Here is a 25,188-nt window from a genome sequence, read left to right as displayed (position 1 = left end):
GGACTGCTCTTCAACATGGATACACCGTTGGGCTCCGTGCTCTACATCACCCTCGGGTGCGCTAAGAACGAGGTTGACACCGACCGCATGCGTTCTCTTTTGACCGCCGCGGGCTACGAGGAGGCATTCGACCCACAGGATGCCGATATAGCCATCGTCAATACATGCTCGTTCCTCGCCTCCGCAACGTCCGAGAGCATCGAGACCACGCTCGAGCTCGCCAACGAGGTTCAGGACGGCGTTCGTTCTTGCCCCATCGTCATGTGCGGCTGTGTGCCGTCGCGCTATGGCGACGACCTGCCTGACGAACTGCCCGAGGTCGCTGCCTTTGTGAAGGCCGACGAGGAGGATGGCATCGTGGCGGTCATCGATGGCGTGCTGGGTGTCGAGCGCGAGATTGCCGCCTATATTCCGCAGGTCAAGCGCACCGTCGAGGGCGCTGTCGCCTACGTCAAGATCTCCGATGGCTGCAACCGCTTCTGTAGCTTCTGCATGATCCCGTATATCCGCGGTCGTTATCACTCGCGCAATGCCGAGAGCATTATTTCCGAGGTGCGCGACTTGGTTGCCGGTGGCGTGCGAGAGATCGTGCTGATCGGCCAGGACACGGGTATTTGGGGCACCGACTTTGCCGACGAAGACGTCACCGATGGCTCGCCGCGCAATCTGGCGCAGCTGCTGCATGCCGTCGCCGAGGCCGTGCGCCCGCACAACGTCTGGGTCCGCGTGCTCTACCTGCAGCCCGAGGGCATGACTGACGAGCTCATTGAGACCATTCGTGATACGCCCGAGGTGCTGCCCTATATCGATATCCCCGTGCAGCACTGCGACGCGCGCATCCTCAAGGCTATGCGCCGTTCTGGTTCGCGCCAGGAGCTCGAGGACCTGTTCCGCGATCTGCGTGAGCGCATCCCCGGCATCGTGATCCGTTCCACGGCCATGGTCGGCTTCCCGACCGAGACCGACGACGAGTTCCGCGACCTTATCGACTTTATGGACACCGTCGGCTTCGACTACACGAGCGTCTTTGCCTACTCGCAGGAGGAGGGCAGCCTGGCCGCCAAGATGGAGGGCCAGGTCGACGAAGAGGTCAAGCTCGAGCGCGCCCAGGAGGCCATGGACCTGGCCGAGTCGCTCGGTTTTGCTGCAACTGCCGCACATGTGGGCGAGCGCGCCCAGGTGATTGTCGACGGTATCGAAGAGACCGAGGACGGCGCCGAGCTGATCGGACATGCCTGGTTCCAGGCGCCTGATTCCGATGGCGCGGTGCATCTGGATGCCAGCGAGGCATCTGTGGGCGATATTCTGACGGTCGAGTTTACCGATAGCTTCTGCTATGAGCTTATCGGCCATGTTGTGGAGTAGGAGAGCGTCGTGGCAAACGAGAGCAATAAGGAACTGACGAGTGTTTGGACGCCCGCCAACATCGTGACGTGCGTTCGCATCGTCTTTATCCCGGTGTTCATGATTGTGTCGGCGCTTTCTCACACGAGTGTTGCCGGTACAGATTGGAGCACCTTCGACGGCCCGCTCGCCGCCGCTGCCTTCATTCTGTACGTCATCCTGTCGTGCACCGATAAGGTTGACGGCTACCTGGCGCGCTCGCGCAACGAGATTACCGACTTCGGTAAATTCTTGGACCCCATCGCCGACAAGCTGCTCGTATTCTCGGCCCTGCTGCTATTCTTGGACTTTGGTGCCGTGTCGGTTTGGTCCGTGTTCATCATCTTGTTCCGCGAGCTGCTGGTAAGTGCCCTGCGCATGGTTGCGAGTGCCGCCGGCGTGGTCGTTGCCGCCGATAAGCTTGGCAAGTACAAGACGGCGACCACGATGGTCTCCATCTGCGGTTACCTGTGCGTCTTTGCGATGGCCGGCTTGCACCTTGGCCCGCTGGCGCTGACGCTCGGCATCTACTCAGTGTCGCGCTTCCTGTACGCCGTTGCCGTTGTCCTGACCGTTATCTCGGGCGCCCAGTACTTCTGGAACTGCCGCAAGATCGTCTTTTCGGTCTAGGTTCTGGTGGGTATGACGGACTCTTTTGAGCAGATTTCCGCACATAACGAGGAGCTGGCGCGTCATATTGTCGAGCGCGCGAGCGCTCGGGGCGTGACGGTTTCGACGGCTGAGTCGCTGACAGCAGGTATGATCGCCTCGACGATTGCCGATATCCCGGGCGCCTCGGCGGTGCTGCGTGGCGGTGCGGTGACCTACTGCGATGAGATCAAGCATCGCGTTTTGGGTGTTGATCAGGAGACGCTCGACCGCTATACCGCGGTGTCGCATCAGACCGCGCGCGAGATGGCGGCGCGTTCGCTGGAGCTGTACCAGAGCGATATTGCAGTGAGCGCAACGGGTTATGCCGGCCCCGGCGGCGGCACTGAGGACGATCCGGCTGGCACTTTCTATATTGGCTGGGCGTATCGCGCGGCTGATGGGGAAGTGCCGGTCGTGGACTCTGTGCGCTGCCACTATGAGGGCGACCGTTCGCGTGTTCGTGCCCATGCGGTCGCGGAGGCATTGGGACGCATTGCCCTTGTGCTTAACTCTATGGAATAGACGTGTTTTAAGGGGCCTTCGGGCCCCTTAATTGTGGAGATAGAGACCTTAGGCTCATTTGGCGTTTGTGCTGGTTGTAGACGTAATTTTGCCTGCCTTGTTCATATTTGGTCCTTTGTGGTCAAGCATTTGGTCAGTGTTTGGTCGGCGTTTGGTTGGGTTTTGGAAAGGTCGGCTGCATATGATTTATCTGAACGGTTGACCACGAACAGCCGTTCGTTTATTATCGATGCAGGTTGTTAAGAGGAGGGCTTTTCATGGCCAAGAATTCAGGTCCCGTACGTACCGTTCATGCTCGCACGACGGGTAAAGAGCGCGATGAGATGATCGCCACCACCAAGGCCGAGATCGAGAAGAAATTCGGCCAGGGTTCCATCATGAGGTACGGCGACGGTGGCCCCGAGCTCGAGGTCGAGGCCATCCCCACGGGCGCTCTGGCACTCGATGCCGCTCTGGGTATCGGCGGTGTGCCGCGCGGCCGAATCGTCGAGATCTACGGTCCCGAGTCCTCCGGTAAGACGACGCTTTCGCTCGAGATCCTGGCCGAGGCCCAGGCAATGGGTGGCGTGGTGGCATTTATCGATGCCGAGCACGCGCTCGATCCCACGTATGCCGCGCGCATTGGCGTGGATATCGACGAGGTACTGATTTCCCAGCCCGATACGGGTGAGCAGGCGCTCGAGATCGTTGACATGCTCGTGCGTTCCGGCGCCATCGATGCCATCGTCGTCGACTCCGTCGCCGCGCTGACCCCGCGTGCCGAGATCGAGGGAGAGATCGGCGACACTACGGTCGGTCTTCAGGCTCGCCTGATGAGCCAGGCGCTCCGCAAGCTCGCCGGTTCGCTGTCCAAGTCCAACACGACGTGCATCTTCATTAACCAGCTGCGAGAGAAGATCGGCGTCATGTTCGGCAACCCCGAGACCACGACGGGCGGCCGCGCCCTTAAGTTCTTCTCTTCGGTGCGTATCGACATTCGCCGCATCGACAGCATTAAGCTTAAGGATGAGGTTATCGGTAACCGCGTGCGCGCCAAGGTCGTTAAGAACAAGGTGGCAGCTCCGTTCCGTTCTGCTGAGTTCGACATCATGTACGGTACGGGCATCTCTAAGGAGGGCTCGATTCTGGACATGGCTGTCGAGTGCGGCATTTGCAAGAAGATGGGCTCCTGGTTTGCCTATGGCGAGGACAAGCTCGGCAACGGTCGCGAGGCCGCCAAGGCGTTCCTGCGCGAACACCCCGATTGCGCCGACGAGATTGAGCATAAGGTCCGCCTTGCCTGCGGGCTTGAGTTTGATGACGATGCTCCGTCCGAGGTCGAGCTGACCGATCAGCCTGCGCCTGAGGAGTTTGACGAGCTTTACGCCATCGATGGTTCCGCCATGCTCGATGATGGCGACGAGTAGCGGTTACGCTCATGTCGTATACGGTGACCGAGGCCACGGTCGTCTTTCCCGATAAGAAGGCGGCCTCCTCGTTCTCGAGCGGGTATGCGTCCAAAAAGCCTTGCGCACAGATCGATTGTGAGCTTGAGGGCGGTTTTAAGCGGTCCATTTGGATTCCCGTGCGGGCCGCGCGCCTGTATGTCAAAAACCGCCCTGATCTTCCCTGTGATTGGGATAACTTTCGTGAGGCGGTGCAGCTCATCGAGCGTAAATGTGCTCTCACCATGGTGACCGAGATGTTGTCGCGCCGCGACCATGCGACGGGTGAGGTCCGTGACAAGCTGGCTCGCTACGGCTTTCGCCAGCCCGCGATCGATTTCGCCGTCGAGCGCGCCACCGAGTATCGCTTTTTAGACGAGAACCGCTTTTGCTCGTACTTTATCGAGGAACGCAAGCGGCGCGGTTGGGGACAGCGTAAAATCGAGACCGAGCTCAAGCGTCGTCATGTCGTGCTCGATGACATTCCCGGTTATCCCGAGGATTATTTTGCCGCCGAAGACGATTTGGCGCGTGCGTCAGCCCTGCTCGCCAAGCGGCGTGTTCCAGAGACGCGCGGATTTGAAAAACTGGTTCGGTTTTTGATGGGCAAGGGCTTCTCGTATCACATCGCCGCCGATGCCGTTAAGGCACGTCTCGATGCCGAACGTGAGGAATGTGCGGTTTAGGCGTATGTGTTTTGTGGCCCTGCCGTTCACCGCGTTTTAGCCGCCGTGCTGGGGCCATTTATTTGACAGTTGTTGTGGTTCAACGTACGATAAACACTGTCATTTGCTTTGTGATATGTGCTCATCTGTGATGAGTTTGTTTATATGTTTATCTGTATCCGACCCGCATAAGCTGCGCCCATATTACTCAAATGTCGCGAGCCGTTCGTAAGGACGGTTCGCTTTGTTGTGTAACGAATCCATAAAAAGGAGTGAGCATGCCTATCATTGCAGCGCTCGTTGGCATCGTTTTGGGTGCCGTCGCCGCCATTGCCTACATGCGCACCGCCAAGCAGGGTAGTCTTCACGAGGCCGATGAAAAGATTCAGTCGGCACATGCACAGGCTGAGTCCCTGATCGGTGATGCACAGCGTCAGGCTGAGACCCTCAAAAAAGAGGCTCTGCTTGAGGCCAAGGAAGAGATCATCAAGAATAAGCAGGCTGCCGAGGCCGAGGACAAGCAGCGTAAGAGCGAGATTCGTACGCTCGAGAATCGCGTGATGCAGCGCGAGGAGTCCCTCGATCGCCGTAACGATGCCCTCGATAAGCGCGAGCATCAGCTGTCCAGCCAGGCCGGCCAAGTCGAGAAGCGCTCCCGTGAGCTTGAGGAGCTCTGTGCCAAGCAGACCTCCGAGCTCGAGCGTATCGCCGACCTTACCCGCGAGGATGCCCATAAGGAGCTGCTCGACAAGGTGCGTGGCGAGGTCACCCATGAGGCTGCCACCATTATTCGCGAGTCTGAGCAGCAAGTTCGCGCGGAGTGCCATAAAACCGCCCAGGAGATTCTTTCCCTGGCGATTCAGCGCTGTGCCGCCGATCACACCGCCGAGGTCACCGTTACCTCCGTGCATATTCCTTCTGACGACCTGAAGGGTCGCATCATCGGCCGCGAGGGCCGTAACATCCGTACCTTCGAGCAGGTGTCCGGCGTCAACCTCGTGATCGACGACACGCCCGAGACGGTAGTGCTCTCGAGCTTCGACCCCGTCCGTCGCGAGACTGCCCGCGTCGCTCTCGAGAACCTCATCGCCGACGGCCGTATTCACCCCGCCCGTATCGAGGAGATGTATCACAAGGCTGCCGACCTGGTTCAGCAGCGCGTGCGCGAGGCTGGCGAGCAGGCTGCCTTCGATACCGGTATCCACGACCTGCACCCCGAGATCGTCAAGACCCTGGGTGCTCTGCGCTACCGCACCTCGTTTGGCCAGAACGTGCTTCAGCACTCCCTCGAGGTATCCGACCTGTGCGGTGTGATGGCTTCCGAGCTTGGTCTGGACGTTGTGACAGCCAAGCGCGCTGGTCTGCTGCACGACCTCGGCAAGGCAATCGATCATGACGTCGAGGGCCCGCATGCCGTTATTGGCGCCGAGCTTGCCCGCCGCTATGGCGAGAAGCCCGTTATCGTTCACGCCATCGAGGCCCACCACGCCGACGTCGACCCTAATTCAGTACTCGATGTCCTCGTTCAGGCCGCCGATGCTGTCTCTGCCTCTCGCCCCGGTGCCCGCCGCGAGTCGGCCGAGAACTATATCAAGCGTCTTGAGAAGCTCGAGGAGATCGCCAACTCCCATGACGGTGTCGAGCGTACCTATGCTATGCAGGCTGGTCGCGAGGTTCACGTTATGGTGCAGCCGGACAAGATTTCCGACGCCCAGTCCACGGTTTTGGCTCACGATATCGCCCATCAGATCGAGGAAGAGATGGAGTATCCCGGTCAGGTGCGCGTTGTTGTGATTCGCGAGAGCCGCGCCGTCGATATCGCTAAATAACATGAGCGACGCGAACGAGCTCATCTCATTTATCGCGTCGATGTCGGGGGAGGGCAACCTTCGCGTCGAGGAAAACCTTGGCGAGGGGTATGTCCGCCTCCGCGTTTCGGAGGCCGAGCGGCGTCAGGCAAAGCACGACATTCAGCATGTCGAGGATATCGTCATCGAAATGCTTCGTAATGCTCGTGATGCCGGCGCCGATAAGGTCTATCTCGCCACGACCAAGGAAGATGGCGTCCGCACGCTCGTCTTCCTGGACAACGGTTCGGGCGTGCCGCAGGACATGCAAGAGCGCATTTTCGATGCTCGTGTGACCTCTAAGCTCGAGAGCATGAAGATGGATCGCTGGGGTGTTCACGGACGAGGCATGGCTTTGTTCTCAATTAAGCAGAACACCGACGAGGCCCGTGTCGTCACGTCGGACGTGGACCTTGGCTCTGCCTTTAAGGTGAGCGTCGCCACCGACCGCCTTAGCGAGCGTGCCGATCAGTCCAGCTGGCCCCAGGCCGTCAAGGACGATGACGGTCATTACGTGTGTGCCCGCGGTCCCCACAACATCATTCGCGCCGCCTGCGAGTTTGCCCTCGAGGAACTGCGCGCCTGTGATGTCTATTTGGGTTCTCCGTCCGAAATCGCCGCGACGCTGCATGCGCAGGCTTCCTGTCGTCTCGATGCGTCCCGTCTTTTGTTTATTGATGACGAAGCCGAGCTTCCGGTGGTCGATCGACTGGGGCTTGCATCGGATGCCGAGGACTTTATCCGTATTTGTTCGGGTCTTGGCCTTGAGATGTCCGAGCGTACGGCCCATCGTATCTTGGCTGGGCAGATTAAGCCCGTTCGCGGCGTGACCGCGCGCCTCCTTCGTGAGCGCGACTCGTCCTCGCGTGCGTCCACTCCGGTCGATCTTGCTAAGGACCGCCGCGGCTTGCGTATTGCCAAGGATGATATGGCACAGTTCTCACGAGCCGTTGAGCGTGACTTTAACGACCTTGCTGCTCGGTATTACCTCAACCTCTGCGGCGACCCTAAGATTCGTGTTACACGTGATCGTATCACCGTGACGTTCGATCTTGCCAAAGAGGAATAGCATCTTTACCGAGTCCGCTCGGTACGATACAGTTATTGCAGTTAAAACGTACTTTTAAACGCAGGAGTTTCTTCATGGATTGCCTGAAGGTATCAAGCAAATCATCACCCGCGTCCGTAGCCGGCGCCATTGCCGGCATGGTCAAAGATGGCGTACCCGTCAATATTCAGTGTGTCGGCGCCGGTGCCGTCAATCAGGCCATTAAGGCCGTGGCTATTGCGCGCGGCTTTTTGATTCCCACGGGCTTCGATATCTCCTGCGCGCCGGTGTTCTCCGATATTCTCATCAATGGGGAATCTCGCACGGCGATCCGTCTCTCTATTTACGTTCATCAAATCAATCGAGCCGCCATGGATAACGTCGTTGTTGATGACGTTAAGCCCGTGGCGTAGCGTTTGCTTAGTTTGATTTGCCTTTATCGTTAGGACACATGCATATGGACCAGCGTTCCGCACGCGAAATTCTTGCCGGTAAAACCTACTTTATCCGCACGTTTGGCTGTCAGATGAATCAGCACGATTCCGAGCGCGTGAGCGGCTTGCTTGATTCATATGGCTGCCTTATGGCACTCGATCCCGAGCATGCCGATATCGTCGTCTTTATGACGTGCTGCGTGCGCGAGGCCGCCGATACGCGCCTGTACGGTCAATGCAATTCCTGCAAAAGCCTGCCGCCTTCGCCCTCGGGCAAGCGCGTGGTTGCTGTAGGCGGCTGTATTGCCCAGCGCGACGGTGAGGGGCTGCTTACCAACGTCGATAACGTCAACGTCATTTTCGGCACGCATTCCATTGCACATGTGGCTGAGCTCATTGCCGAGGCATTCCAGGATGGCAACCGTCATATCCGCACTAATGAGCATGAGGACACGGATGCCATGAGCATGCCGTGGCATCGTGAGACCCAGTATCACGCCTGGGTGCCCATTATGACGGGCTGCAACAATTTCTGCACCTATTGCATCGTGCCGTATGTGCGCGGCCGCGAAAAGAGCCGCCCCTTCGAGGAGATTGTCGACGAGGTGACCGGTCTGGTGCGCCAAGGCGTGCGCGAGATCACGCTGCTGGGCCAAAACGTTAACTCGTATGGCCGCGATCTGTTTGGGAAGCCGCGCTTTGCCGACCTGCTGCGCGCCGTTGGCGATACGGGCGTGGAGCGCATTTTCTTTACGTCTTCGCATCCCAAGGACCTGCTGCCCGAGACTATCGACGCCATGGCCGAGACGCCCGCCGTCATGCCACAACTGCACCTGGCCGTTCAGTCGGGTTCGACGCGCATTCTAAAAGAGATGAACCGTCGCTATACGCGTGAGGACTATCTAGACCTGGTCGATCGCATTCGAAACCGCATGCCCGATATTGCGCTCTCGACCGATATTATCGTTGGCTTCCCCGGCGAGACCGAGGAAGACTTTGAGCAGACGCTCTCACTTGCCGAGACCGTTCGCTATGCTCAGGCCTACACGTTTATCTACTCCAAGCGCGCTGGTACCCCGGCCGCCGAGATTGATGATCCCACACCGCACGAGGTCATCCTTGAGCGCTTTAACCGTCTGGTCAAGGTTATCGAGACGACAGCGCACGAGTACAACCAGGGTGAGCTCCATACCGTGGTGCCGGCGCTCATTGAGGGTACGAGTAAAAAGAACGATGCGGTGCTGCTGGGCAAGAGCCCCAAGAATCAGACCGTTCATGCGCCCATTCCCGAGGGATATAGCATCGACCAGCTTATTGGTAAGATCGTTGATGTTGACGTCGACGTTGCTAAGACTTGGTATTTGTCAGGTTCCGTTGTGGGTGAGCCGCGCTAATGATTTCTCCCGGGGCAGGTCTTTCCGCCGTTGCGATTGTCGGTCCGACTGCGGTTGGTAAAAGTGACGTCGCTGACCGTTTGGCCGCTCGCCTTTCGTCTGAAGTGCTTTCGTGTGATGCGATGCAAATCTATCGCGGTATGGATATCGGCACCGCAAAGATGACGCCCGATGAGTGCACGGCGCCCCTGCGTCTCGTTGACATCGTAGAGCCGGGCGTAGCGTACTCTGCAGCGCTTTACCAGGCCGACGCTCGCGCGCATGTTGAGCGCCTGCTCGGGTCAGGACGTCTTCCGGTGTTTTGCGGGGGTACGGGCCTGTATCTCAAGGCCGCCCTCGATGAGATGGACTTTCCCTCGGGTGAACTTGAGGACAATCGTCGTGCGGGCTATCAGGAGCTTGCCGAGCGTATTGGCGAGGAAGAACTGCATGCCTTGCTTGCCGAGCGCGATCCAGAATCGGCTGCTGTTATTCATCCCCATAACGTGCGCCGTGTGATTCGCGCGCTCGAAATGCACGATGATGGCGTTTCCTATGCGCAGCAAAAATCGCAGTTTAGTTTTCCGCGCGAGCATTATCATGCGTTATGGTTTGGCCTGACGCGAAATCGCGAGGTGCTCTATGAACGCATTAACCTGCGCGTCGATCTGATGTTTGAGCAGGGTCTTGTCGATGAGGTCCGCGGTCTTATGGGCCAGGGGCTGGGTGATGCCCTGACGTCGATGCAGGCAATTGGCTATAAAGAGATCATCGATGCTTTCAATGGCGTGATGAGCATGGATGAGGCTCGCGAACTCATTAAGATGCGTTCGCGTCGTTATGCCAAGCGTCAGCTTTCGTGGTTTAAGCGCGATGACCGTATCGTGTGGTTTGATATGGATGAATGTACGATCGATGAGGTCGTTGAGGATATCCTGCATCGTATTGAGGCTGCCTAATGCCCCGTTTCCCCCTTGTTCCCACGGCACCCGAGCCCGAGCGTGCCATTTTAGTTGGTGTTGAGTGGCGCGACAATGCATGGCCGCTCGATCGCTCGCTTGATGAGCTGAAGCGTCTTGCCCACACAGCTGGTGCCCAGTGCGTGGCACGCTTGTCGCAGCGTTTGGTAAAGCCGTATCCTAAATCGTTTATCGGTTCCGGTAAGGTAGAGGAGCTGTGCGGCCTGGTGCATCGCATGGATGCCGATGTCGTTATTTTTGACGACGACCTGACCCCCTCGCAGCAATCCTATTTGGAGAAAGCCGTGGGCGAGCCGGTAAAGATTATCGATCGTACTGCACTGATCCTGGATATCTTTGGCCTGCATGCTCAGACGCGTGAGGGACGCCTGCAGGTACAGCTGGCACAGCTTCAATATTTGTTGCCTCGCCTGCGTGGCATGTGGAGCCATCTCGCCAAGGAGCAGACGCGCGGCGGCATCGGTTCACGTTTTGGTCAGGGCGAAAGTCAGCTCGAGGTCGACCGTCGCCTCATTCGTAATAAGATCGCTGCGCTTCGTCGTGAGCTCAAGCAGGTTGAACAGCGTCGCGATGTTCAATCCAAGAGTCGCATTGAGTCCCCGGCGTTTCGCGTCGCGTTAGCCGGTTATACCAATGCCGGTAAATCGACGTTACTCAATCGTCTGACCGGCTCTACGGTACTTTCGCAGGACAAGCTGTTTGCTACGCTCGACCCTACGACGCGTTCGTATCGTCTGCCCGGCGGTCGCGGCATGACGATTACCGATACCGTCGGCTTTATTCAAAAGCTGCCCCATGGTCTGGTCGATGCCTTTAAATCGACGTTGTCCGAGGTTTTGGGTGCCGATCTAATTCTCAAAGTCGTAGATGCGTCTGACGAGGACTATGAGCGGCAGCTGGAGGCTGTCGACCGCGTGCTTGATGAGATCGGCGCCGGAGAGCGTTTAACGCTTACCGTATTCAATAAAATCGATCTTCTCGATAGCGTCGATCGATTGAGTTTCCGTCGTCGCTATCCGGAGGCCGTTCTGTTCTCGGCTCAAACGGGCGAAGGGCTCGACGATCTCGTCGACCGGATTGCTCGCGAGGCAGCTGCCACCGATGTGTTGCTCTCCGCTGATATCCCGTATCGTGAGGGCGCTCTCATCACGCTGGTGCATGAGCAGGGAACCCTTCTGCATGAGGAATATCTCGAGGACGGCGTTCGCATTGTGGCGAAACTGCCGGCTCGTATTGCACCGCGGCTCGAGCGCTATCGTACGGAATAAACGATTTCTAGCACGCCTAGAATGACTGGCTGATGGAGCAGGTAGAACGGTAAGGCATGCCGACCCAGGACTGCGAGCGCCGGGATAGGATTGGCGTATGCCCATGCTGGCGCTTCGAGACTTGATGCTTGTGCTGCCTGGGCAGCAAAAAAGCCGGTAAGGTACATAAAGACAAACGGTATGAGCGGATAGTAATCTCCCGAAACAAAACCCGGGCCTGGGAATCCAAGCCATGCCAGGTAGGGGAGTGGGTAGACCGCCTTTGGAATGCCCCAGGTTAGGGCAAAAAGAACAAGGCACGCTGCGATGCCCCATGAGCCCGGTAATTTTTGGAGTAACGGACGGGTGAACGCAACCACCGCGGTGCACACCGCCATGCAATAAATGATGCCAAAGTTCACTGAATCGTCGACCGATACGAGCGTTGTTGCGATCCAGACGACCAAAGCTGCGGCAGCGTACTTAGCCGCTCGTTTGGCATTGTTGCGTGAGAGCGTGCACATCCAACCCGCGATAAACAAAAATACCCAGCTGATGCTGGCGCGCCAGACGTCTTGAAAGACAGTCTGGGTAAACCAAGGCATATCCCAGCCGTACAGGTAGGCGAGATCATAGCAAGCGTGAAAACCTGCCATAGAAATCATCGTAAACCCGCGGACGGTATCAAAGATGGTTATGCGTTTTTGCATTACGAGAACCGGCGCATCAAGCCGACGACTTTGCCCAGGATAACGGGATTCGTTGCATAGATAGGTTCCATGGTGTCGTTCTCGGGCTGCAAGCGCACACGCCCCTGCTCCTTGTAGAACGTCTTGACGGTCGCCGAACCATCAATCATGGCCACGACAATTTCGCCGTTCATGGCACTCTTTTGTTCACGGACGATGATGTAATCGCCATTGAAGATGCCGACATTGATCATTGAGCTCCCATGCACCTCAAGGATAAAGGAACCCTGATCAGTGGCGATTTCGGTCGGGATAGTAAACGTGTCTTCGATATTCTGCTCTGCCAGAATGGGAATCCCAGCCGCGACACGACCAACGAGCGGTAGCGAGACCGTTCCGCGAGGTGCGGTGGGCTCGTCAGATTTGGAAATTGAGACAGAGGAACCATCCTCGTTAAAGAGTTCCAGGGCGCGCGGTTTGGTGGCATCGCGCTTGAGTAGCCCGCGCGCTTCAAGGGCAGAGAGATGGGCGTGCACGGTGCTGGGGGAGGAAAGGCCCACGGCAGAAGCCATCTCGCGCACGCTGGGCGGATAACCCTTCTCCTGCTGATATTCCTTGATGAAGTCGTAAATTTGCTGCTGACGCTTGGTAATTTTGCGAGCCATCAGGGCATCCTCTCTACCCATGTCAAACAAATGTTCGAATTTTGCTTGACAGGAACAACTGTTCGAAGATAATAATAACCGAACATTCGTTCTCGCGCTAGACATTTTTGTCCGCGCGGCTTGATAAAACTGTTCTCAGCAAAACACGCGAGAGGAGAACATGATGAACGCAACGAATATGGTCCAGGGAAACCTCGCCCTTAAGCTCGAGACGCCTGCAGAACCCACTTTTACGGTTGTTCAGGGTGGCCGCTCCGGCTTTCAGCCTTTGACCGTAAAGCCTGCGCGCAATCAGCAGGCTGTAGTCGCGCCGGCCCGCGTTGCCCTGAAGGTTCCGACGATTGTCGCCGTCGCCGTTGCGCTTACGCTCTTCTTTGTCCTCGCTACGTCGGTCTTTAGCGCTCGTCATGCCGCGTATGCCGAGTCCGTTTCCAACGTTACCTACGAGACCATTCGCGTTCAGCCTGGCGATTCTCTTTGGTCGCTTGCCGAGGAATATCCAATCGAAGGCCTTTCCACGCAAGAGACTTCCGACATGATCCGTAACGTCAATCATCTGGAGCATGGTTCGCTCGCCGCCGGTGCGCATCTTAAGGTTCCTGCTCGTTCGTAATCATTATCGCGCTGCGCATGGTACCCTTGTTATCGTTTAAGAGGAGGTACCATGCGCTGTCCCAAATGCGGCAAGGCACATACCCGCGTCGTTGATTCCCGTATGCAGGAGTCAAATAACACCATTAAGCGCCGCCGCGAATGTTGCTCGTGTAACTATCGCTTTACAACGTTCGAGCGATGCGAAGACCCAATCGAGGTCATTAAGTCAGACGGAACCAAGCAGCGGTTCGATCGCAATAAGCTGCTCGTCGGCTTGATGCGCGCCACCATCAAGCGCGATATCGACACTAAGAAGCTCAATGAGATTATCGATGACATCGAGGTCGAGCTTCGCTCTCGCACGCTGACGGCCGTCACGTCCCATGAGTTGGGTGACATGGTGCTCAAGCGCTTGGCTAAGATCGACAAGGTTGCGTACATCCGTTTTGCCTCGGTCTACCGTGATTTCAAAGACGTCGATGAGTTTCTGCAAGAGCTCGACAAGCTAAGGTGATTCCATGTCCAACATTTCCGTCAACATAAAGCGTCTCGACCCCACCGTCGAGCTTCCCAAATACGCCCATCCCACCGATGCCGGCTTGGATTTACGCTCCAACGAGGACTGCGTCCTGAAGCCCTTCGAACGCCGTCTGGTCTCTACGGGGCTGGCCATCGCCCTGCCCGATGGCTACGCCGGCTTCGTCCAGCCCCGCAGCGGCTTGGCCATCAAGCAGGGCCTGTCTATAGTCAACACGCCGGGCCTCATTGATGCTCACTATCGAGGTGAGCTTAAGGTTATCCTTATCAACTTGGATCCCTCCAACGACATCCAAATCAACAAAGGCGACCGCATAGCCCAACTCGTCATCCAAGAAGTCCCCACGGTCAACCTTATTGAAGTAGAAGAACTAGACGAAACCGACCGAGGCAAAGGAGGCTTCGGCTCCAGCGGCATCGCCTAGGGCGCTCGTATCCCTCCCGCCCGGGGCTTACCTATATCATTCCATGCTCAAACATTCTCGCGTCGCTTCGCTCGCTGCGAAACTGCGCGTGGAACGATATAGGTAAGCCCCGGGCGGGCGGCTACTCGCTTGAAACAATATTTACTTTTCTAGTAAGTCGATGCGATGAAGGGTCACCTCCTTTGTCGCATCGACTTACTGTATTTATATTTTCTGGTTCCCCTTTGCAGATTCTACTGGAGGGGAATCTGGTATAGCTGCTAGTACGTAAACGCAGCTTACCTGCGGGAGGCCCCTATATATCGTCCCACGCGCAGTTTCGCAGCGAAGCGAGAATGTTTGAGCATGGGATGATATATAGGGGCCTCCCGCAGGTAAGCGGACATAAAGACGCTAGCGGATATGCGCGGGTTTTCCGCCCCAGTAGAAGCGGCAGAAGGCTCGTTTGCGCTTTTGGGGTTTGCCTACGAGCTCCATGGTTGCGATGGCGATGTCTTCGGCTGCGTGGGGTCGGCGTAGTACTTCGCCGTTGATGAGCAGTGCCTTGAGCGACTCGGGATGATCGTGGAGATGACGCAGCGTCACGATGAGTTCTCGTGCGGTGGTGACATGCATGCTGGCGCCCATGCCGGTGAGCATGGTGGTGTTGGCCTTTTCCTGGCCATAGGACTTGCCCAGCAGGATCATCGGCAGATGTGCGCATAGGCACTCGGTGACGGTGAGTCCGCCCGATTTGAGAATTGCCAGGTCGCAGCCGTGCATGAGGGCCGCCATGTCGTTCACGTAGTCCAGAACTGTGACGTTTTCGAGCTTCATGGCATCGAAGAGCGTCTTGAGGCGGGCGGCGTATTCCTTATCCTTGCCCGGCAAAAAGACAAAGTGCATGTCTTCGAAGCTGCGTAGGAAGGGGAGGGTGCGGTCCATCTCCGCGCGAAAGCGAACGTACGGTTGAGGCAAGCTGGCACCGGCCATTACCAGCACGACGGTCTTGTCGGTGGGGAGGTTGAACTTAGCTAGCTCTTCCTCGCGATCGTAATCCGTGTCGAATCCGGCGCGAATGGGAATGCCGGTAATGCGAATCTTTGTTTCGAGCACCTTGCGCGGACGCAGCGTTTCGGCCATAAATTCGTTGGCAACACAGAATAAATCGGTGTCCTTGTGGGGCCACCATCCCTCGACTTCGTAGTCGGTCGGTACGCAGATGACCGGATAATCGATACCCGTAATTACGCGGGCGCCCACGGCAACATTGGCTGCCGTGATGTGCGTTGCAACCACGGCTATGGGCCTGCGGCTACGAATATATTCGTTGAAGGCGGGGAACATAATTCGCGACCATGCCGTTCCGCCACCCCAGAGAAGATGTCCCGTAAGCGTATATCGCCAGGTCAGGTCGTAAATGGGGCGCGTGGCTCCCGTAAAAGAAGCCGCGGTCTTATTGCCGTCGAATTTAATACGTCCAAAATCAAGGATATCGAGCACTTCAATCTCAATATCCTCGGGGATGCCATTGGTGCCGCGGATAAGGTCGAATGCCTGCGCAATCGCATTTGCGGCGGCCTTGTGGCCCGAGCCAACGGAGGCGTGCACGATGGTCACGAGAGGTTTTTGCTGAGCCAGGAGCGTGGTTTGCTCCGATTGGGGAGTGCTGTGCGTGAGCAGGGGAGCGTCGTCACTCGTCTGCGCCTGGTCCATCGATAACTCCCCTTCAGCTTTGTAATACGGATTTATCATTGTAGTGCATGAGTGTCACGTTCACGTAAATTTGGGTATGAGCGCAAAGAACGACAACGTTTCGACGAAAGGACGCTTCATGACTACCGATAAGCCGATCGATGTTGCGATTATCGGTGGCGGCCCCGCGGGCTATGCTGCCGCCATTTATGCTGCGCGTGCCAACCTGACGACGACCGTGATTGAGCAGGGCATGTCGGGAGGGCAGATCGCCACAACCAATGAGGTCGAGAACTATCCGGGTTTCCCGCTCCTGAGTGGCGCCGAACTTGGCGAGCGTTTTCAGCAGCATGCAGAGGGCCTGGGAGCACAGGTTACATGGAGCATGGTTACGGGTATCGATTACGATGCCGATGCAGCGTTGTTTACGGTGCATCACGATATGGGCGATACGCTGGCCTCGAGCGTTATCGCTTGCATGGGTGCCACGCCGCGTCCGGCAGGTTTCGCAGGCGAGGATACGTATCGCGGTCGTGGCGTTTCATATTGCGCAACATGTGACGGCATGTTTTTCCGCGGCAAGCAGGTTTTTGTAATCGGTGGTGGCAATTCGGCATGCGAAGAGGCGCTGTTCCTGTCCGACATTGCCAGCAGTGTGACCATCGTGCTGCGCCGCGACCAGTTTCGTGCGCCCGATGGTGTTGTTCAGAAAGTACTCGCAAAGGACAATATTACAGTTAGGTACCAAACTAGTATTGTGGAGCTATCGGGCGAAGCCATGCCAACGACGATTACCTTTAAGGACAATGCATCTGGCGAGACTCATACCGAGTCATTTGAACCTGGCTCGTTTGGCATCTTTGTCTTTACGGGGATGCTGCCGCATACCGAGCTGGTTGAGCATCTAGTCGATCTGGCTCCTGACGGCGGCATTGTCACCGACGATTCGATGGCCACCCGTACGCCCGGCTTATTCGCAGCCGGCGATATCCGTTCCAAGCGTTTACGCCAGGTTGTGACCGCCGTTTCTGACGGAGCCATAGCAGCAACGAGCGCATACGCGTTTCTCCGCGGATAAGTACGATAATATATCTTATGTAAGGTTGTTATGTTACTTAAACGTTCTGCGGCAAGGAGCTTGATACAACGTTGCCGCGGGACGTTTTGTTGTGTAAAAAATGGGCCAGCTATCCTGTGGCTTGACCCGAGCCAAAGCCGACGATCATGCCGTTCATTGTGATATGCAAAACTAGATAATCTAGAATACAATATTGAAAACGAACGGAGGCACCATATGAATCACGTTAAACATGTCATTCCTATGTCCGATACGTCGGCTAGCATTAGCCCAGAGGATATTCAGCCAACGGTGCTACCTGATGCATTTATCCAGTCTGATATAGTTCGCAAACTCAATACGCTCAGCTTGCCGCGCTATAACCAGTTGCCGAATGTAACGCTCTACCGTGATCAGGTCATTGAGTACATCGAACTGTGGATGGAACCGCTTTCGATTTGTTTGGACCAGCCCGTTATTACGCCCTCCATGATCAACAACTACGTGAAGATCGGTCTGGTACCTGCTCCGGTAAAAAAGCAATATGGCCGTGAGCAGATTGCGCGTCTCATCGCCATTTGTATCTTTAAGCAGGTGCTGCCCATCGCTGCGGTTCAGGCGCTCTTTAACATTCAGCGCCTGAGCTACGATGCACCGACCGCCTTTGATTATGTGATTGATCAGCTCGAGGCATCGATTCGTGCGGCTTTTTCAATTGAGCAGGTTCCTGTACCCGATACAGCTCATCAGGTCACACGCGAGTCGCTGCTCGTTCGCAGCGCGGTATCGTCTTTTGTATCGAAGGCGTATCTAATGAGCTACCTAAAGTTCAATGGGTTTAATAGCTAGCCGACGTACAGGACGGGCGGGACAAAGAGCCATCAGACACTTTGTCCCGCCTGCACGTTTGTTTATTTGGACATTATCGACCCGAAGCCACGCCCATGCCGTAGCCGATAATAAGACCGTGCATCTCGGCATAGTATGAATCCAGTCCATTGCAGGGCATGATAATGGTCTTGGAGCCAGGCCAATGCTCTACAATGCGGCTTGCAAGTGCCTGGGCGCCCGCCTCATTTTCGACATGGTCGATGACAACCTCGCCGCCGGTAAAGCCCTCGGCCTCCATGGTGTCGACAATCTTGCCAAGCATCTTCTTTTCGCCACGGGTGTGACCAACGAGCTTAATCTCCCCCGCCTCGCTTGCCGTGCCTAAAACTCGAATGTTGAGTTTATTGGCAATAACGCCGGCCGCCTTGGGGATACGTCCGGCCTTCGCAAGGTTTTCGTAATTGCACAGGCTAAATAGGATCTTGCTGTTCTGTTCCAGCTCATCAAAATAGCCACAGGCTTCCTCAAATGAAACGTCTGGATTGCTTGCGAGATAGCGGTCGAACAGCAAAAAAATCAGGTCCATTTTGCCGCCGGCTGCGCGTGAATTGACCAGATGGATCTGTCGGTCCGGTTCCTCGGCAAGAACCATATCGCGTGCCGTGGCGGCGGCGTTATAGCTCCCCGATACGCCCTCCGAGATGGGCATGCAAATCATCTTGTCGGCAAGTCTAAAGAGTTCGGTCCACTCGCCTACGCTCGGACAGGCGCTCGAAGAAGCGCTCGACTCCGCCTGCACGGCGCAATTGAGTTCGTGAACGTCGAGCGTGAGGTCATCGACGAAATCGCGCTCCCCCACTCGTATTTTGAGGGGTGCAAATGCAAAGGTGGTATGGGGCGCGGTCGGGTTCCAATCGCGGAGATTGCAGCTCGAATCGGAGATAAGTGCCCAGCTCATAGAGGGTCCTTTCTATATGCTTCTCAATCATTATAGCTATATTGCTCACCGATGAAGCGTGCATCTAGTATTGAAAACTAGCACATTAGGATCATGTATGGAGCACGGTCATAAATAAATGAACCTCGCAGCTCAAAGGCCACGAGGTTCACCTTCGTTTGCTATACAGAGTGACTTAGTAGCGCACGAAGATATAGTTGTTGTTCATGCCGGCGGCAACGGAGCTGATGATGACGCCCGTTTTGTAGTCGGAAGCATGGATCATCTGACCATTACCGATATAAATGCCGGTATGGTAGGAGTTAACCACAACATCGCCGGGTTGCGGATCGGACACACGGGTCCAACCCATGAAGTCGACCGTGGTGCCCAGACGGCAGTAGCGTCCCGTGAGGCAATAGCTTACAAAACCGGAGCAGTCAAAGCTGTTCGGTCCAATGCCGCCCCAAGAATACGCATAGCCGAGCTTGCTGTAGGCGCGCGAAACAACGGAGCCACCATCAACAGACTGACTCGGTGCCGAAGGCGTGGGAGCCGGAGCGGGCGTGGGGGCAGGCTGCGGTGCGGGAGCCGGCGTGTTGCCGCCCTGGTTGTTGTTATTGTTGGTCTGGCCACCATTGTTGGTGTTCTCGGTCGTACCGGCGGTGTCGTTGCTCACCGTGGCCTTTTCGGCGGTGCTAGCATTAATGCCAGCCTGCAGCGCAGCGTTGGCCTCGGCCTCGGCAGCGAGCTCGGCCTGCAGCTGCGAATCCAGGGAGTTCACGACACTCTGAGCCTCAGCCTGCTGGGCATTGAGCTCGTCGACCTTCTTTTGCGTCGCGGCGACGTTCTTCTCCTGCTCGGCCTGCTTATCGGTGAGCTGCTGCTTAAGCTCCTTGACCTCTTGAATGGTCTGAGCTTGCTTATCGGAAACTTTGCCGTAGTAGAACAGACGGTTGAGCATATCGCTCAGATCATCGACACCCGTCAAAACCTGAAGCAGGCTCAGACCGCCGGTTTTGTACTCGCCGGCGACATAGGTCGAGAGCTTGGCCTGGCCTTCGGCGATCTCTTGCTGCTTTTGCGTGATCTCGCCTGCAGTCTGATCAAGCGCCTGCGTCTGTGCGGAGAGTTCTTCATGAATTTGCTGGGTTTGCGTGCCGATCTGCTCGAGCTTGGTACGAGCAGCGGCAAGGTCGGATGCGGTATCGGCGTAGGCAGGAGCCGCGAGGCCCAAGCCCAAAACACAAGCGAGGGTTGCCGTAGCAGCGCAGCGTGCCATGTTTTTGTGCGTGTTTGCTGTGCGCATGTAGCTTCCTTTCCAGTAACTAAGGGTAATGGCTAGTCTACCGTCACCAGGCTAAAGAGCTCCACATCGTCATCAGACGGCGTGAGCTTCTCGCGCGGGTTGAGAAACGCAAGCTCAAGTATACAACCGTAACCGATAAGCTTTGCGCCCATATCTCGCACCAGTTTACCTGTTGCCTCGACGGTTCCGCCCGTCGCGACCAAGTCGTCCAGAATCAACACGGTATCTTTAGAGCTGATAGCGTCGGCATGGATCTCAATTGAATCGGTGCCGTACTCGAGCTCGTAGCTCTGGCTTACGGTCTCGCGCGGCAACTTGCCCGGTTTACGTGCGGGAACAAAGCCGGCGCCAAGGGCTACAGCCACCGGTACGCCAACCATAAAGCCGCGAGCCTCGGGACCCACGACCTTGGTGATTCCCATGCCGGCAAAGTGCTCGGCGAGGGTATCGGTCATGGCTTTGAGCGCCTCGGGATTGCCAAAGAGCGGCGTGATGTCTTTAAAGATGACTCCGGGCTCGGGATAGTCGGGGATGTCGACGATTTGAGATTCGAAGTCGTACATTGCATGACCTTTCAATGGGTTGCCGGATAAGCGGCAGCGGTTATTTGCCCGCCGTGGCGGTGCCGGAGTGCGAAGGGGCGACGACCTTGAGCGGCTTTACGAGAGAATCCTCGTGCGAAGCCGGCGTGGCTATCTCTTCGTTTTTGGCTTTGGTGGACTCGGAGCGAGTGATTTCCTCATCGAGTGCATCGATGTCGGCGTCCTCGACCACGGCATTGAGCGACTCAAAAACGCGGTTCTTGAGCAGCGCAGTGTGCACACCCTCGGTCAGGTCGTGAAGCTTCTTAAACGCACGCTCGAGCTTGGCGTCGCGCTTGTCATCGGAGGTATCCATTCCGAGCATGCTCACGAGCACCTGCTCAAACATCGAGGACTCGCGGTTGGCGGAAGACACGTACTGACGCAGGTTGCGGGGCTCGATATGGAAGCGTGACAGCTCGGAGCAGTAGCGGATGATTGGAAAATCGCGACCATCGACGAGCTCACGATTCTGCGGACTCTTGATGATGCGAATGAGGTCGTTCTCGGCGAGCGAGCGGATAAACGAAATCTCGACGCCCAGCATATCGGGAATGGTCTCAATGGGATGCAGCTTTTGCTTAGTCTCCTTGGGCTCCGTCTTGAGCGGAACATCGGACAGCAAGCCCACCTCGTAGGCGAGCGTTGACAGGTCCGTGGCGTTTTCCAAGCGCTGCTTAATCACGTTGAGCGGCATGTAGCGGGTCTTCTGCAAATGCAGAATGACCTCCAGGCGATCAACGTCCTCCTTAGAGTACTGACGGTATCCCTTAGGCGTACGATGAGGGGTAATGAGCCCCTCATCTTCTAGAAATCTAATTTTTGAGTTCGAAAGATCGGGGTATGCGCCTCGAAGTAGGTTGACGACTTGGCCGATACTCAGATAGTTGCGTTCGGCCATGCCCTACTCACCGGTTTCGATGCGCTCCGGCGTGCTCTCGTGGTAGATGAGCGTAAACGTACCGATCTGGACGGAAGAACCGTCGTGCAGCGGGGCTGCATTGACGATGGCACCGTCGACCCAGGTGCCATTGAGCGAGCCCAAGTCCTCGATGCGAGCGCCGAGGCCCTCGCGGATAATGCGCGCGTGGCTGCGCGATACGGTCATGTCATTGAGGAAGATGCCGTTCGCAGGATCGCGGCCGATGGTGGTCACGTCGTCCTCGAGCTCAAAGGCGGCACCAGTCTGCGGACCCTTGACGATGGACAGAACGGGGGCGGTGATGCGCACGTTGGCCATGAGGTCGGGAACGGTGACGTCGCTTGAAGGCACGCGGAATACGCAGGTAGCGTCAGCAGTCTTATCATTCTGAGGCATATTGTTAACCATGTTGTCCATGACAACCCCTAACTTATCGCGGACGTGCCGCAAATAATGAACCGTACGTAATCATACCCCAACGAATCAGTCTTCGATTTCGGGGTTCAGAAAGTCGATGTCCTCGTCCTCGGGATGCGCGAGAGCCTGTTTAATGGCCACTCCGCCCTTAATGGAATAGATGACAGCGGTGAGCATGGAGAAGATGACGCCGCCGTACACAAAGAAGATGCCGAGGGGCACCGAGCTGCCGTTGAGGCCCGGGAATGCCGTGTACGTGGCAGGCAGCAGATGCCAGCCGTCCACGACGGGGAACCCAAGCAGCATAAGCGAGAAGCCGGTCATGAGCAGCGCCGTGGCAATCTTGCCGGGAAAGACGACGTCAATGGGACGACGGTGATAATGGCGCACGATGAGCGTGCCGATGCCCAGGTAGATATCGCGGCCGATAATGAGCACGCAGACCCAGATGGGAAGCTCGCCGCGGACCACGAGACCTAGCACGCCGGTAAACAGCAGCGCACGGTCACAGATGGGATCCATAACCTTGCCGAGCCATGAGACCGTTTTGGTCATGCGGGCAATCTGACCGTCCATCCAGTCGGTGGAGGCCGCGATGGCATAGATGACAATGGCGACGACACGGTTGTTGTCCGTCACAAACAGGTACAGGAAGACGAGCGTGAGGATCAGGCGCGTAAAGGTGATGAAATTGGAGATCGTAAAGATCTTATTCGACGGGTAATCGGAAGTGCCGATAAGCTCCTTTTTGATCTTCTTCTTGATGCCCACAGGACTCCCCCGCTGGTAAACGACAAAACTTTCGATACTATACCCGTTCTGGCGATGTCTATCCAGCGTAAGCATAGAGAGTCCAGACATATGGAGGGTGCTTCTGGGTTGTGCGGGATTCTGCATTTGTGTACATCAGCCTCCAAATATGACATTTTTCGGCATCTTTGATGGCTTATGTACACGTTTTGATTCGGTGATTACATCGATCGGGAAAGTTGTTGCCTTAAGCAAATTAATCATGATGTGCGGGTCGAGAAGGGCTAGCGCCAAAAGAACCCAACGGCCGTTACGGCTTCGTTAGAAACGCGCCCCACCATGGATGGTGAACCCGAAAGGTAAGGCGCGCGGGCACGGTGGCTCGGCCCGCGCGCCCGGAAGAGAAAGGATAAACCCATGGGTTACATGCTCGAGACGCGCGGGCTCACCAAGCGCTTCGGCCGCGGCGACCAGGCGCAGGACGCCGTGGCCGACGTGAGCCTTCATATCCGCGAGGGCGAGGTGTACGGGCTGCTCGGCCCCAACGGCGCCGGCAAGTCGACAACGCTCAAGATGATCTGCGGGATGCTGCGGCCGACGGCCGGGGAGATCCTCTTTGCCGGGCACGCCTGGCGCCGCGAGGACCTCTACGCAATCGGCAGCCTCATCGAGGAGGCGCCGCTCTACCCCAACCTCACCGCGCGCGAGAACTTGCGCGTGCGCACCACGCTGCTGGGCCTTCCCGAGAGCCGCATAGATGAGGTGCTCGCCGCCGTGGACCTCGCGGACACCGGGAAGAAGCGCGCCGGGCGCTTCTCGATGGGCATGCGGCAGCGCCTGGGGCTCGCGCTGGCGCTGATCGCCCGGCCACGCCTGCTCGTGCTCGATGAGCCCACCAACGGTCTCGACCCCATCGGCATCGAGGAGCTGCGCGACCAGATCCGCGGCTTCGCGGCGGCGGGTACGACGGTGATCGTCTCGAGCCACATCCTCTCCGAGGTGCAGCAGATGGCGGACACCATCGGCATCATCTGCGGGGGGCGCCTCGCCTACGAGGATGCGCTTCGGCCCGGGCAGGACCTCGAGGAACTCTTCATGAGCTTCTGCCGGGAAGGGCGACGAGCGCGCGGGGAGGTGGCGGCATGACAGGCGAGAAAGGCGGCCTGCTCGCGGGCTTGCGCGCCGAGGCCCTGAAGTCGCGCCACGCGGCACCGGTTCGCCTGGCCGTGCTCATGGCGCTGCCGATGCCGCTGCTCGGCGCGATGCCCTACCGGGGCGTGCAGATCTTCAGCGCGTGGAACTACTGGTACGCGCTCTTCCTGCCCGTGTGTCTCTCGCTCGTGGTGGCGTGCGTCGCGCGGGCGGACGCTCGCACGCGGATGCGGGGGCTTTTGGGCCTGGGCTTCCCGCTCGGGCGCGCCTGGTGGGCCAAGGCGCTCTGGTGCCTCGCGCTCTGCACGCTCTCGAACCTCGTGGTCTTCGGCATCTACCTCGCGGGATCGGCGTTCTCCTCGCAGGGCCTCACGGCCGCGGGCACGCTCACGATGCTCCTCTGCGCGCTCGTCAACACGGTGACCGCGGCGTGGATGATCCCCGCAGGGCTCTTCCTCACGGCGCGGCTCGGCATGCTCGCGGGCATCTTCTGCCCGCTCGCCGCGCAACTCGTGGGTGGGTTCGCCTGGTCGTTAGTGCCGCTGCCGCAGCTCTTTCCGCCTTCGGCGAGCATGGTCATCCCCACGAGCTTCATCCCCGTGCTGCCGAGCGGCGAGCCACTCGCGGCGGACATGGCGCTCGGCGGGGCGCTCGCGGCGGATGGCATGCTCACGCTGGCGGGCCTTGCGGTCTGCGCGCTCGCGTTCGCCGCGCTCACGGCGGCGGGCGCGGCCTGGTTCGCGCGCTCCGAGGAGAGGTGATGGCCGTGACGCGACTATCCGACCCGACGCCGCGCATGACTCTCTCGCGGGCCCTGCTCTCCGAGGCCCTGCGCCTGGCACGCTCCCCGCTCACGGCGGTGCACCTCGTCTGCGGCCTGGCAGCCGGTCTTGCCTGCGGCGAGTACTTCTCAGTAGCCCGATGGGACCCGGCGCTGGGCGCGGACGCCTACGCCCAGTTCCTCGGCGCCCTCATGCCGCTCATGTCCGCCATCGTCTGCGGGCTCGCCGTGGACGAGGAGCGCGCTGCCGGGCGCCTCGCCAACCTTACGGCGGTCCCCTCGCGCGGACGCGC

General features: G+C 57.7%; 27 protein-coding genes and 1 pseudogene. 19 read left to right on the top strand and 9 right to left on the bottom strand.

The window, feature by feature from the left end:
* Window positions 1-15: 15 nt before the first annotated feature.
* The 11 genes from rimO (at window position 16) to hflX (ending at window position 11,595) form a co-directional block, all read left to right on the top strand.
* Window positions 16-1,365, top strand: coding sequence for a 30S ribosomal protein S12 methylthiotransferase RimO (gene rimO, locus DW850_RS01345; RefSeq protein ID WP_117786037.1), 1,350 nt, complete (start codon window positions 16-18; stop codon window positions 1,363-1,365).
* Window positions 1,366-1,464: 99 nt separating this feature from the next.
* The gene (gene pgsA, locus DW850_RS01340; protein WP_229071689.1) at window positions 1,465-2,013 is read left to right on the top strand and encodes a CDP-diacylglycerol--glycerol-3-phosphate 3-phosphatidyltransferase; all 549 of its coding nucleotides are present in this window, start codon (window positions 1,465-1,467) and stop codon (window positions 2,011-2,013) included.
* Window positions 2,014-2,025: 12 nt separating this feature from the next.
* On the top strand, window positions 2,026-2,556 hold the full coding sequence (locus tag DW850_RS01335; protein ID WP_117786036.1) for a CinA family protein: 531 nt from the start codon (window positions 2,026-2,028) through the stop codon (window positions 2,554-2,556).
* 257 nt (window positions 2,557-2,813) lie between these two features.
* Window positions 2,814-3,962, top strand: a complete 1,149-nt coding sequence (gene recA / locus DW850_RS01330) for a recombinase RecA (RefSeq protein WP_117786035.1) — start codon at window positions 2,814-2,816, stop codon at window positions 3,960-3,962.
* Between the two features lie 11 nt (window positions 3,963-3,973).
* Window positions 3,974-4,666, top strand: coding sequence for a regulatory protein RecX (locus DW850_RS01325; RefSeq protein WP_117786034.1), 693 nt, complete (start codon window positions 3,974-3,976; stop codon window positions 4,664-4,666).
* A gap of 257 nt (window positions 4,667-4,923) precedes the next feature.
* Window positions 4,924-6,474, top strand: coding sequence for a ribonuclease Y (gene rny, locus DW850_RS01320; protein WP_117786033.1), 1,551 nt, complete (start codon window positions 4,924-4,926; stop codon window positions 6,472-6,474).
* Window position 6,475: 1 nt separating this feature from the next.
* On the top strand, window positions 6,476-7,561 hold the full coding sequence (locus tag DW850_RS01315; protein WP_117786032.1) for an ATP-binding protein: 1,086 nt from the start codon (window positions 6,476-6,478) through the stop codon (window positions 7,559-7,561).
* Window positions 7,562-7,635: 74 nt separating this feature from the next.
* Entirely contained in the window at window positions 7,636-7,953 is a 318-nt protein-coding gene (locus tag DW850_RS01310; protein ID WP_117786031.1) for a stage V sporulation protein S, read from the top strand.
* Between the two features lie 44 nt (window positions 7,954-7,997).
* Window positions 7,998-9,368 carry a tRNA (N6-isopentenyl adenosine(37)-C2)-methylthiotransferase MiaB gene (miaB, locus tag DW850_RS01305; protein ID WP_117786030.1) on the top strand — a complete coding sequence of 457 codons (1,371 nt, stop codon included), beginning with the start codon at window positions 7,998-8,000 and terminating at the stop codon, window positions 9,366-9,368.
* The gene (gene miaA / locus DW850_RS01300; RefSeq protein WP_117786029.1) at window positions 9,368-10,306 is read left to right on the top strand and encodes a tRNA (adenosine(37)-N6)-dimethylallyltransferase MiaA; all 939 of its coding nucleotides are present in this window, start codon (window positions 9,368-9,370) and stop codon (window positions 10,304-10,306) included. The genes miaB and miaA overlap by 1 nt, the downstream gene beginning before the upstream one ends.
* Window positions 10,306-11,595, top strand: a complete 1,290-nt coding sequence (gene hflX, locus DW850_RS01295) for a GTPase HflX (protein ID WP_117786028.1) — start codon at window positions 10,306-10,308, stop codon at window positions 11,593-11,595. Before miaA ends, hflX begins: the two co-directional genes overlap by 1 nt.
* Here the strand turns inward: hflX and DW850_RS01290 are convergent.
* Window positions 11,580-12,284, bottom strand: a complete 705-nt coding sequence (locus DW850_RS01290) for a heparan-alpha-glucosaminide N-acetyltransferase (RefSeq protein WP_089573371.1) — start codon at window positions 12,282-12,284, stop codon at window positions 11,580-11,582. The two genes, hflX and DW850_RS01290, sit on opposite strands and share 16 nt — an antisense overlap.
* On the bottom strand, window positions 12,284-12,928 hold the full coding sequence (lexA, locus tag DW850_RS01285; RefSeq protein ID WP_040359862.1) for a transcriptional repressor LexA: 645 nt from the start codon (window positions 12,926-12,928) through the stop codon (window positions 12,284-12,286). The genes DW850_RS01290 and lexA overlap by 1 nt, the downstream gene beginning before the upstream one ends.
* 163 nt (window positions 12,929-13,091) lie before the next feature.
* Between lexA and DW850_RS01280 the strand changes: the two genes are divergently transcribed.
* The 3 genes from DW850_RS01280 to dut are packed head-to-tail and all read left to right on the top strand — an operon-like array spanning window position 13,092 to window position 14,484.
* Window positions 13,092-13,541, top strand: a complete 450-nt coding sequence (locus DW850_RS01280) for a LysM peptidoglycan-binding domain-containing protein (protein ID WP_158565204.1) — start codon at window positions 13,092-13,094, stop codon at window positions 13,539-13,541.
* Window positions 13,542-13,592: 51 nt separating this feature from the next.
* On the top strand, window positions 13,593-14,036 hold the full coding sequence (gene nrdR, locus DW850_RS01275; protein ID WP_022093781.1) for a transcriptional regulator NrdR: 444 nt from the start codon (window positions 13,593-13,595) through the stop codon (window positions 14,034-14,036).
* Window positions 14,037-14,040: 4 nt separating this feature from the next.
* Window positions 14,041-14,484 (top strand): dUTP diphosphatase, encoded by a 444-nt coding sequence (gene dut / locus DW850_RS01270; protein WP_117635235.1) that lies wholly within the window; start codon window positions 14,041-14,043, stop codon window positions 14,482-14,484.
* A 393-nt stretch (window positions 14,485-14,877) separates the two neighbouring features.
* On the opposite strand, the gene DW850_RS01265 is transcribed toward dut, so the two are convergent.
* Window positions 14,878-16,179 carry a glycosyltransferase gene (locus DW850_RS01265; protein ID WP_117786027.1) on the bottom strand — a complete coding sequence of 434 codons (1,302 nt, stop codon included), beginning with the start codon at window positions 16,177-16,179 and terminating at the stop codon, window positions 14,878-14,880.
* 118 nt (window positions 16,180-16,297) lie between these two features.
* On the opposite strand from DW850_RS01265, the gene DW850_RS01260 reads away from it, so the two are divergent.
* The gene (locus DW850_RS01260) at window positions 16,298-17,236 is read left to right on the top strand and encodes an NAD(P)/FAD-dependent oxidoreductase (RefSeq protein WP_117786026.1); all 939 of its coding nucleotides are present in this window, start codon (window positions 16,298-16,300) and stop codon (window positions 17,234-17,236) included.
* Window positions 17,237-17,452: 216 nt separating this feature from the next.
* Window positions 17,453-18,064 (top strand): DUF1836 domain-containing protein, encoded by a 612-nt coding sequence (locus DW850_RS01255; protein ID WP_199575458.1) that lies wholly within the window; start codon window positions 17,453-17,455, stop codon window positions 18,062-18,064.
* 73 nt (window positions 18,065-18,137) lie between these two features.
* On the opposite strand, the gene DW850_RS01250 is transcribed toward DW850_RS01255, so the two are convergent.
* The 6 genes from DW850_RS01250 to DW850_RS01225 form a co-directional block, all read right to left on the bottom strand.
* Window positions 18,138-19,004: a DegV family protein gene (locus DW850_RS01250; protein WP_117786025.1), complete on the bottom strand. Its 867-nt coding sequence runs from the start codon at window positions 19,002-19,004 to the stop codon at window positions 18,138-18,140.
* A gap of 175 nt (window positions 19,005-19,179) precedes the next feature.
* A complete protein-coding gene (locus DW850_RS01245) occupies window positions 19,180-20,292 on the bottom strand; it encodes an NlpC/P60 family protein (protein WP_117786024.1) in 1,113 nt (370 codons plus the stop codon).
* A 32-nt stretch (window positions 20,293-20,324) separates the two neighbouring features.
* Window positions 20,325-20,855 carry an adenine phosphoribosyltransferase gene (locus tag DW850_RS01240; protein WP_089573365.1) on the bottom strand — a complete coding sequence of 177 codons (531 nt, stop codon included), beginning with the start codon at window positions 20,853-20,855 and terminating at the stop codon, window positions 20,325-20,327.
* Window positions 20,856-20,895: 40 nt separating this feature from the next.
* A complete protein-coding gene (locus DW850_RS01235) occupies window positions 20,896-21,774 on the bottom strand; it encodes a MerR family transcriptional regulator (protein ID WP_117786023.1) in 879 nt (292 codons plus the stop codon).
* A gap of 3 nt (window positions 21,775-21,777) precedes the next feature.
* A complete protein-coding gene (locus DW850_RS01230) occupies window positions 21,778-22,212 on the bottom strand; it encodes an FHA domain-containing protein (protein WP_006236002.1) in 435 nt (144 codons plus the stop codon).
* A gap of 66 nt (window positions 22,213-22,278) precedes the next feature.
* Window positions 22,279-22,983 carry a CDP-alcohol phosphatidyltransferase family protein gene (locus DW850_RS01225; protein WP_117786022.1) on the bottom strand — a complete coding sequence of 235 codons (705 nt, stop codon included), beginning with the start codon at window positions 22,981-22,983 and terminating at the stop codon, window positions 22,279-22,281.
* Window positions 22,984-23,379: 396 nt separating this feature from the next.
* On the opposite strand from DW850_RS01225, the gene DW850_RS01220 reads away from it, so the two are divergent.
* The 3 genes and pseudogenes from DW850_RS01220 to DW850_RS01210 all read left to right on the top strand — a co-directional run.
* Window positions 23,380-24,108, top strand: coding sequence for a lantibiotic protection ABC transporter ATP-binding protein (locus tag DW850_RS01220; RefSeq protein WP_055250122.1), 729 nt, complete (start codon window positions 23,380-23,382; stop codon window positions 24,106-24,108).
* Window positions 24,105-24,875: a hypothetical protein gene (locus DW850_RS01215; protein WP_117786021.1), complete on the top strand. Its 771-nt coding sequence runs from the start codon at window positions 24,105-24,107 to the stop codon at window positions 24,873-24,875. The genes DW850_RS01220 and DW850_RS01215 overlap by 4 nt, the downstream gene beginning before the upstream one ends.
* Window positions 24,875-25,188, top strand: a pseudogene (locus tag DW850_RS01210) (hypothetical protein); the annotation flags it as partial. The gene DW850_RS01215 and the pseudogene DW850_RS01210, both read left to right, overlap by 1 nt.

Origin of the sequence: Collinsella sp. AM36-4AA, assembly GCF_003467795.1 — a bacterium.
In the GTDB taxonomy this organism is placed as follows: Bacteria; Actinomycetota; Coriobacteriia; order Coriobacteriales; family Coriobacteriaceae; genus Collinsella.
Note: the sequence above shows the minus strand (reverse complement) of the source record. Positions and strands in the feature narration are given on the sequence as shown.

Bases quoted from the DNA above. Each gene is read 5' to 3' on its own strand.
- rimO (WP_117786037.1), top strand. From the start codon at position 16: ATGGATACACCGTTGGGCTCCGTGCTCTACATCACCCTCGGGTGCGCT.
- pgsA (WP_229071689.1), top strand. From the start codon at position 1,465: ATGATTGTGTCGGCGCTTTCTCACACGAGTGTTGCCGGTACAGATTGG.
- DW850_RS01335 (WP_117786036.1), top strand. From the start codon at position 2,026: ATGACGGACTCTTTTGAGCAGATTTCCGCACATAACGAGGAGCTGGCG.
- recA (WP_117786035.1), top strand. From the start codon at position 2,814: ATGGCCAAGAATTCAGGTCCCGTACGTACCGTTCATGCTCGCACGACG.
- DW850_RS01325 (WP_117786034.1), top strand. From the start codon at position 3,974: ATGTCGTATACGGTGACCGAGGCCACGGTCGTCTTTCCCGATAAGAAG.
- rny (WP_117786033.1), top strand. From the start codon at position 4,924: ATGCCTATCATTGCAGCGCTCGTTGGCATCGTTTTGGGTGCCGTCGCC.
- DW850_RS01315 (WP_117786032.1), top strand. From the start codon at position 6,476: ATGAGCGACGCGAACGAGCTCATCTCATTTATCGCGTCGATGTCGGGG.
- DW850_RS01310 (WP_117786031.1), top strand. From the start codon at position 7,636: ATGGATTGCCTGAAGGTATCAAGCAAATCATCACCCGCGTCCGTAGCC.
- miaB (WP_117786030.1), top strand. From the start codon at position 7,998: ATGGACCAGCGTTCCGCACGCGAAATTCTTGCCGGTAAAACCTACTTT.
- miaA (WP_117786029.1), top strand. From the start codon at position 9,368: ATGATTTCTCCCGGGGCAGGTCTTTCCGCCGTTGCGATTGTCGGTCCG.
- hflX (WP_117786028.1), top strand. From the start codon at position 10,306: ATGCCCCGTTTCCCCCTTGTTCCCACGGCACCCGAGCCCGAGCGTGCC.
- DW850_RS01290 (WP_089573371.1), bottom strand. From the start codon at position 12,284: ATGCAAAAACGCATAACCATCTTTGATACCGTCCGCGGGTTTACGATG.
- lexA (WP_040359862.1), bottom strand. From the start codon at position 12,928: ATGGCTCGCAAAATTACCAAGCGTCAGCAGCAAATTTACGACTTCATC.
- DW850_RS01280 (WP_158565204.1), top strand. From the start codon at position 13,092: ATGAACGCAACGAATATGGTCCAGGGAAACCTCGCCCTTAAGCTCGAG.
- nrdR (WP_022093781.1), top strand. From the start codon at position 13,593: ATGCGCTGTCCCAAATGCGGCAAGGCACATACCCGCGTCGTTGATTCC.
- dut (WP_117635235.1), top strand. From the start codon at position 14,041: ATGTCCAACATTTCCGTCAACATAAAGCGTCTCGACCCCACCGTCGAG.
- DW850_RS01265 (WP_117786027.1), bottom strand. From the start codon at position 16,179: ATGGACCAGGCGCAGACGAGTGACGACGCTCCCCTGCTCACGCACAGC.
- DW850_RS01260 (WP_117786026.1), top strand. From the start codon at position 16,298: ATGACTACCGATAAGCCGATCGATGTTGCGATTATCGGTGGCGGCCCC.
- DW850_RS01255 (WP_199575458.1), top strand. From the start codon at position 17,453: ATGAATCACGTTAAACATGTCATTCCTATGTCCGATACGTCGGCTAGC.
- DW850_RS01250 (WP_117786025.1), bottom strand. From the start codon at position 19,004: ATGAGCTGGGCACTTATCTCCGATTCGAGCTGCAATCTCCGCGATTGG.
- DW850_RS01245 (WP_117786024.1), bottom strand. From the start codon at position 20,292: ATGCGCACAGCAAACACGCACAAAAACATGGCACGCTGCGCTGCTACG.
- DW850_RS01240 (WP_089573365.1), bottom strand. From the start codon at position 20,855: ATGTACGACTTCGAATCTCAAATCGTCGACATCCCCGACTATCCCGAG.
- DW850_RS01235 (WP_117786023.1), bottom strand. From the start codon at position 21,774: ATGGCCGAACGCAACTATCTGAGTATCGGCCAAGTCGTCAACCTACTT.
- DW850_RS01230 (WP_006236002.1), bottom strand. From the start codon at position 22,212: ATGGACAACATGGTTAACAATATGCCTCAGAATGATAAGACTGCTGAC.
- DW850_RS01220 (WP_055250122.1), top strand. From the start codon at position 23,380: ATGGGTTACATGCTCGAGACGCGCGGGCTCACCAAGCGCTTCGGCCGC.
- DW850_RS01215 (WP_117786021.1), top strand. From the start codon at position 24,105: ATGACAGGCGAGAAAGGCGGCCTGCTCGCGGGCTTGCGCGCCGAGGCC.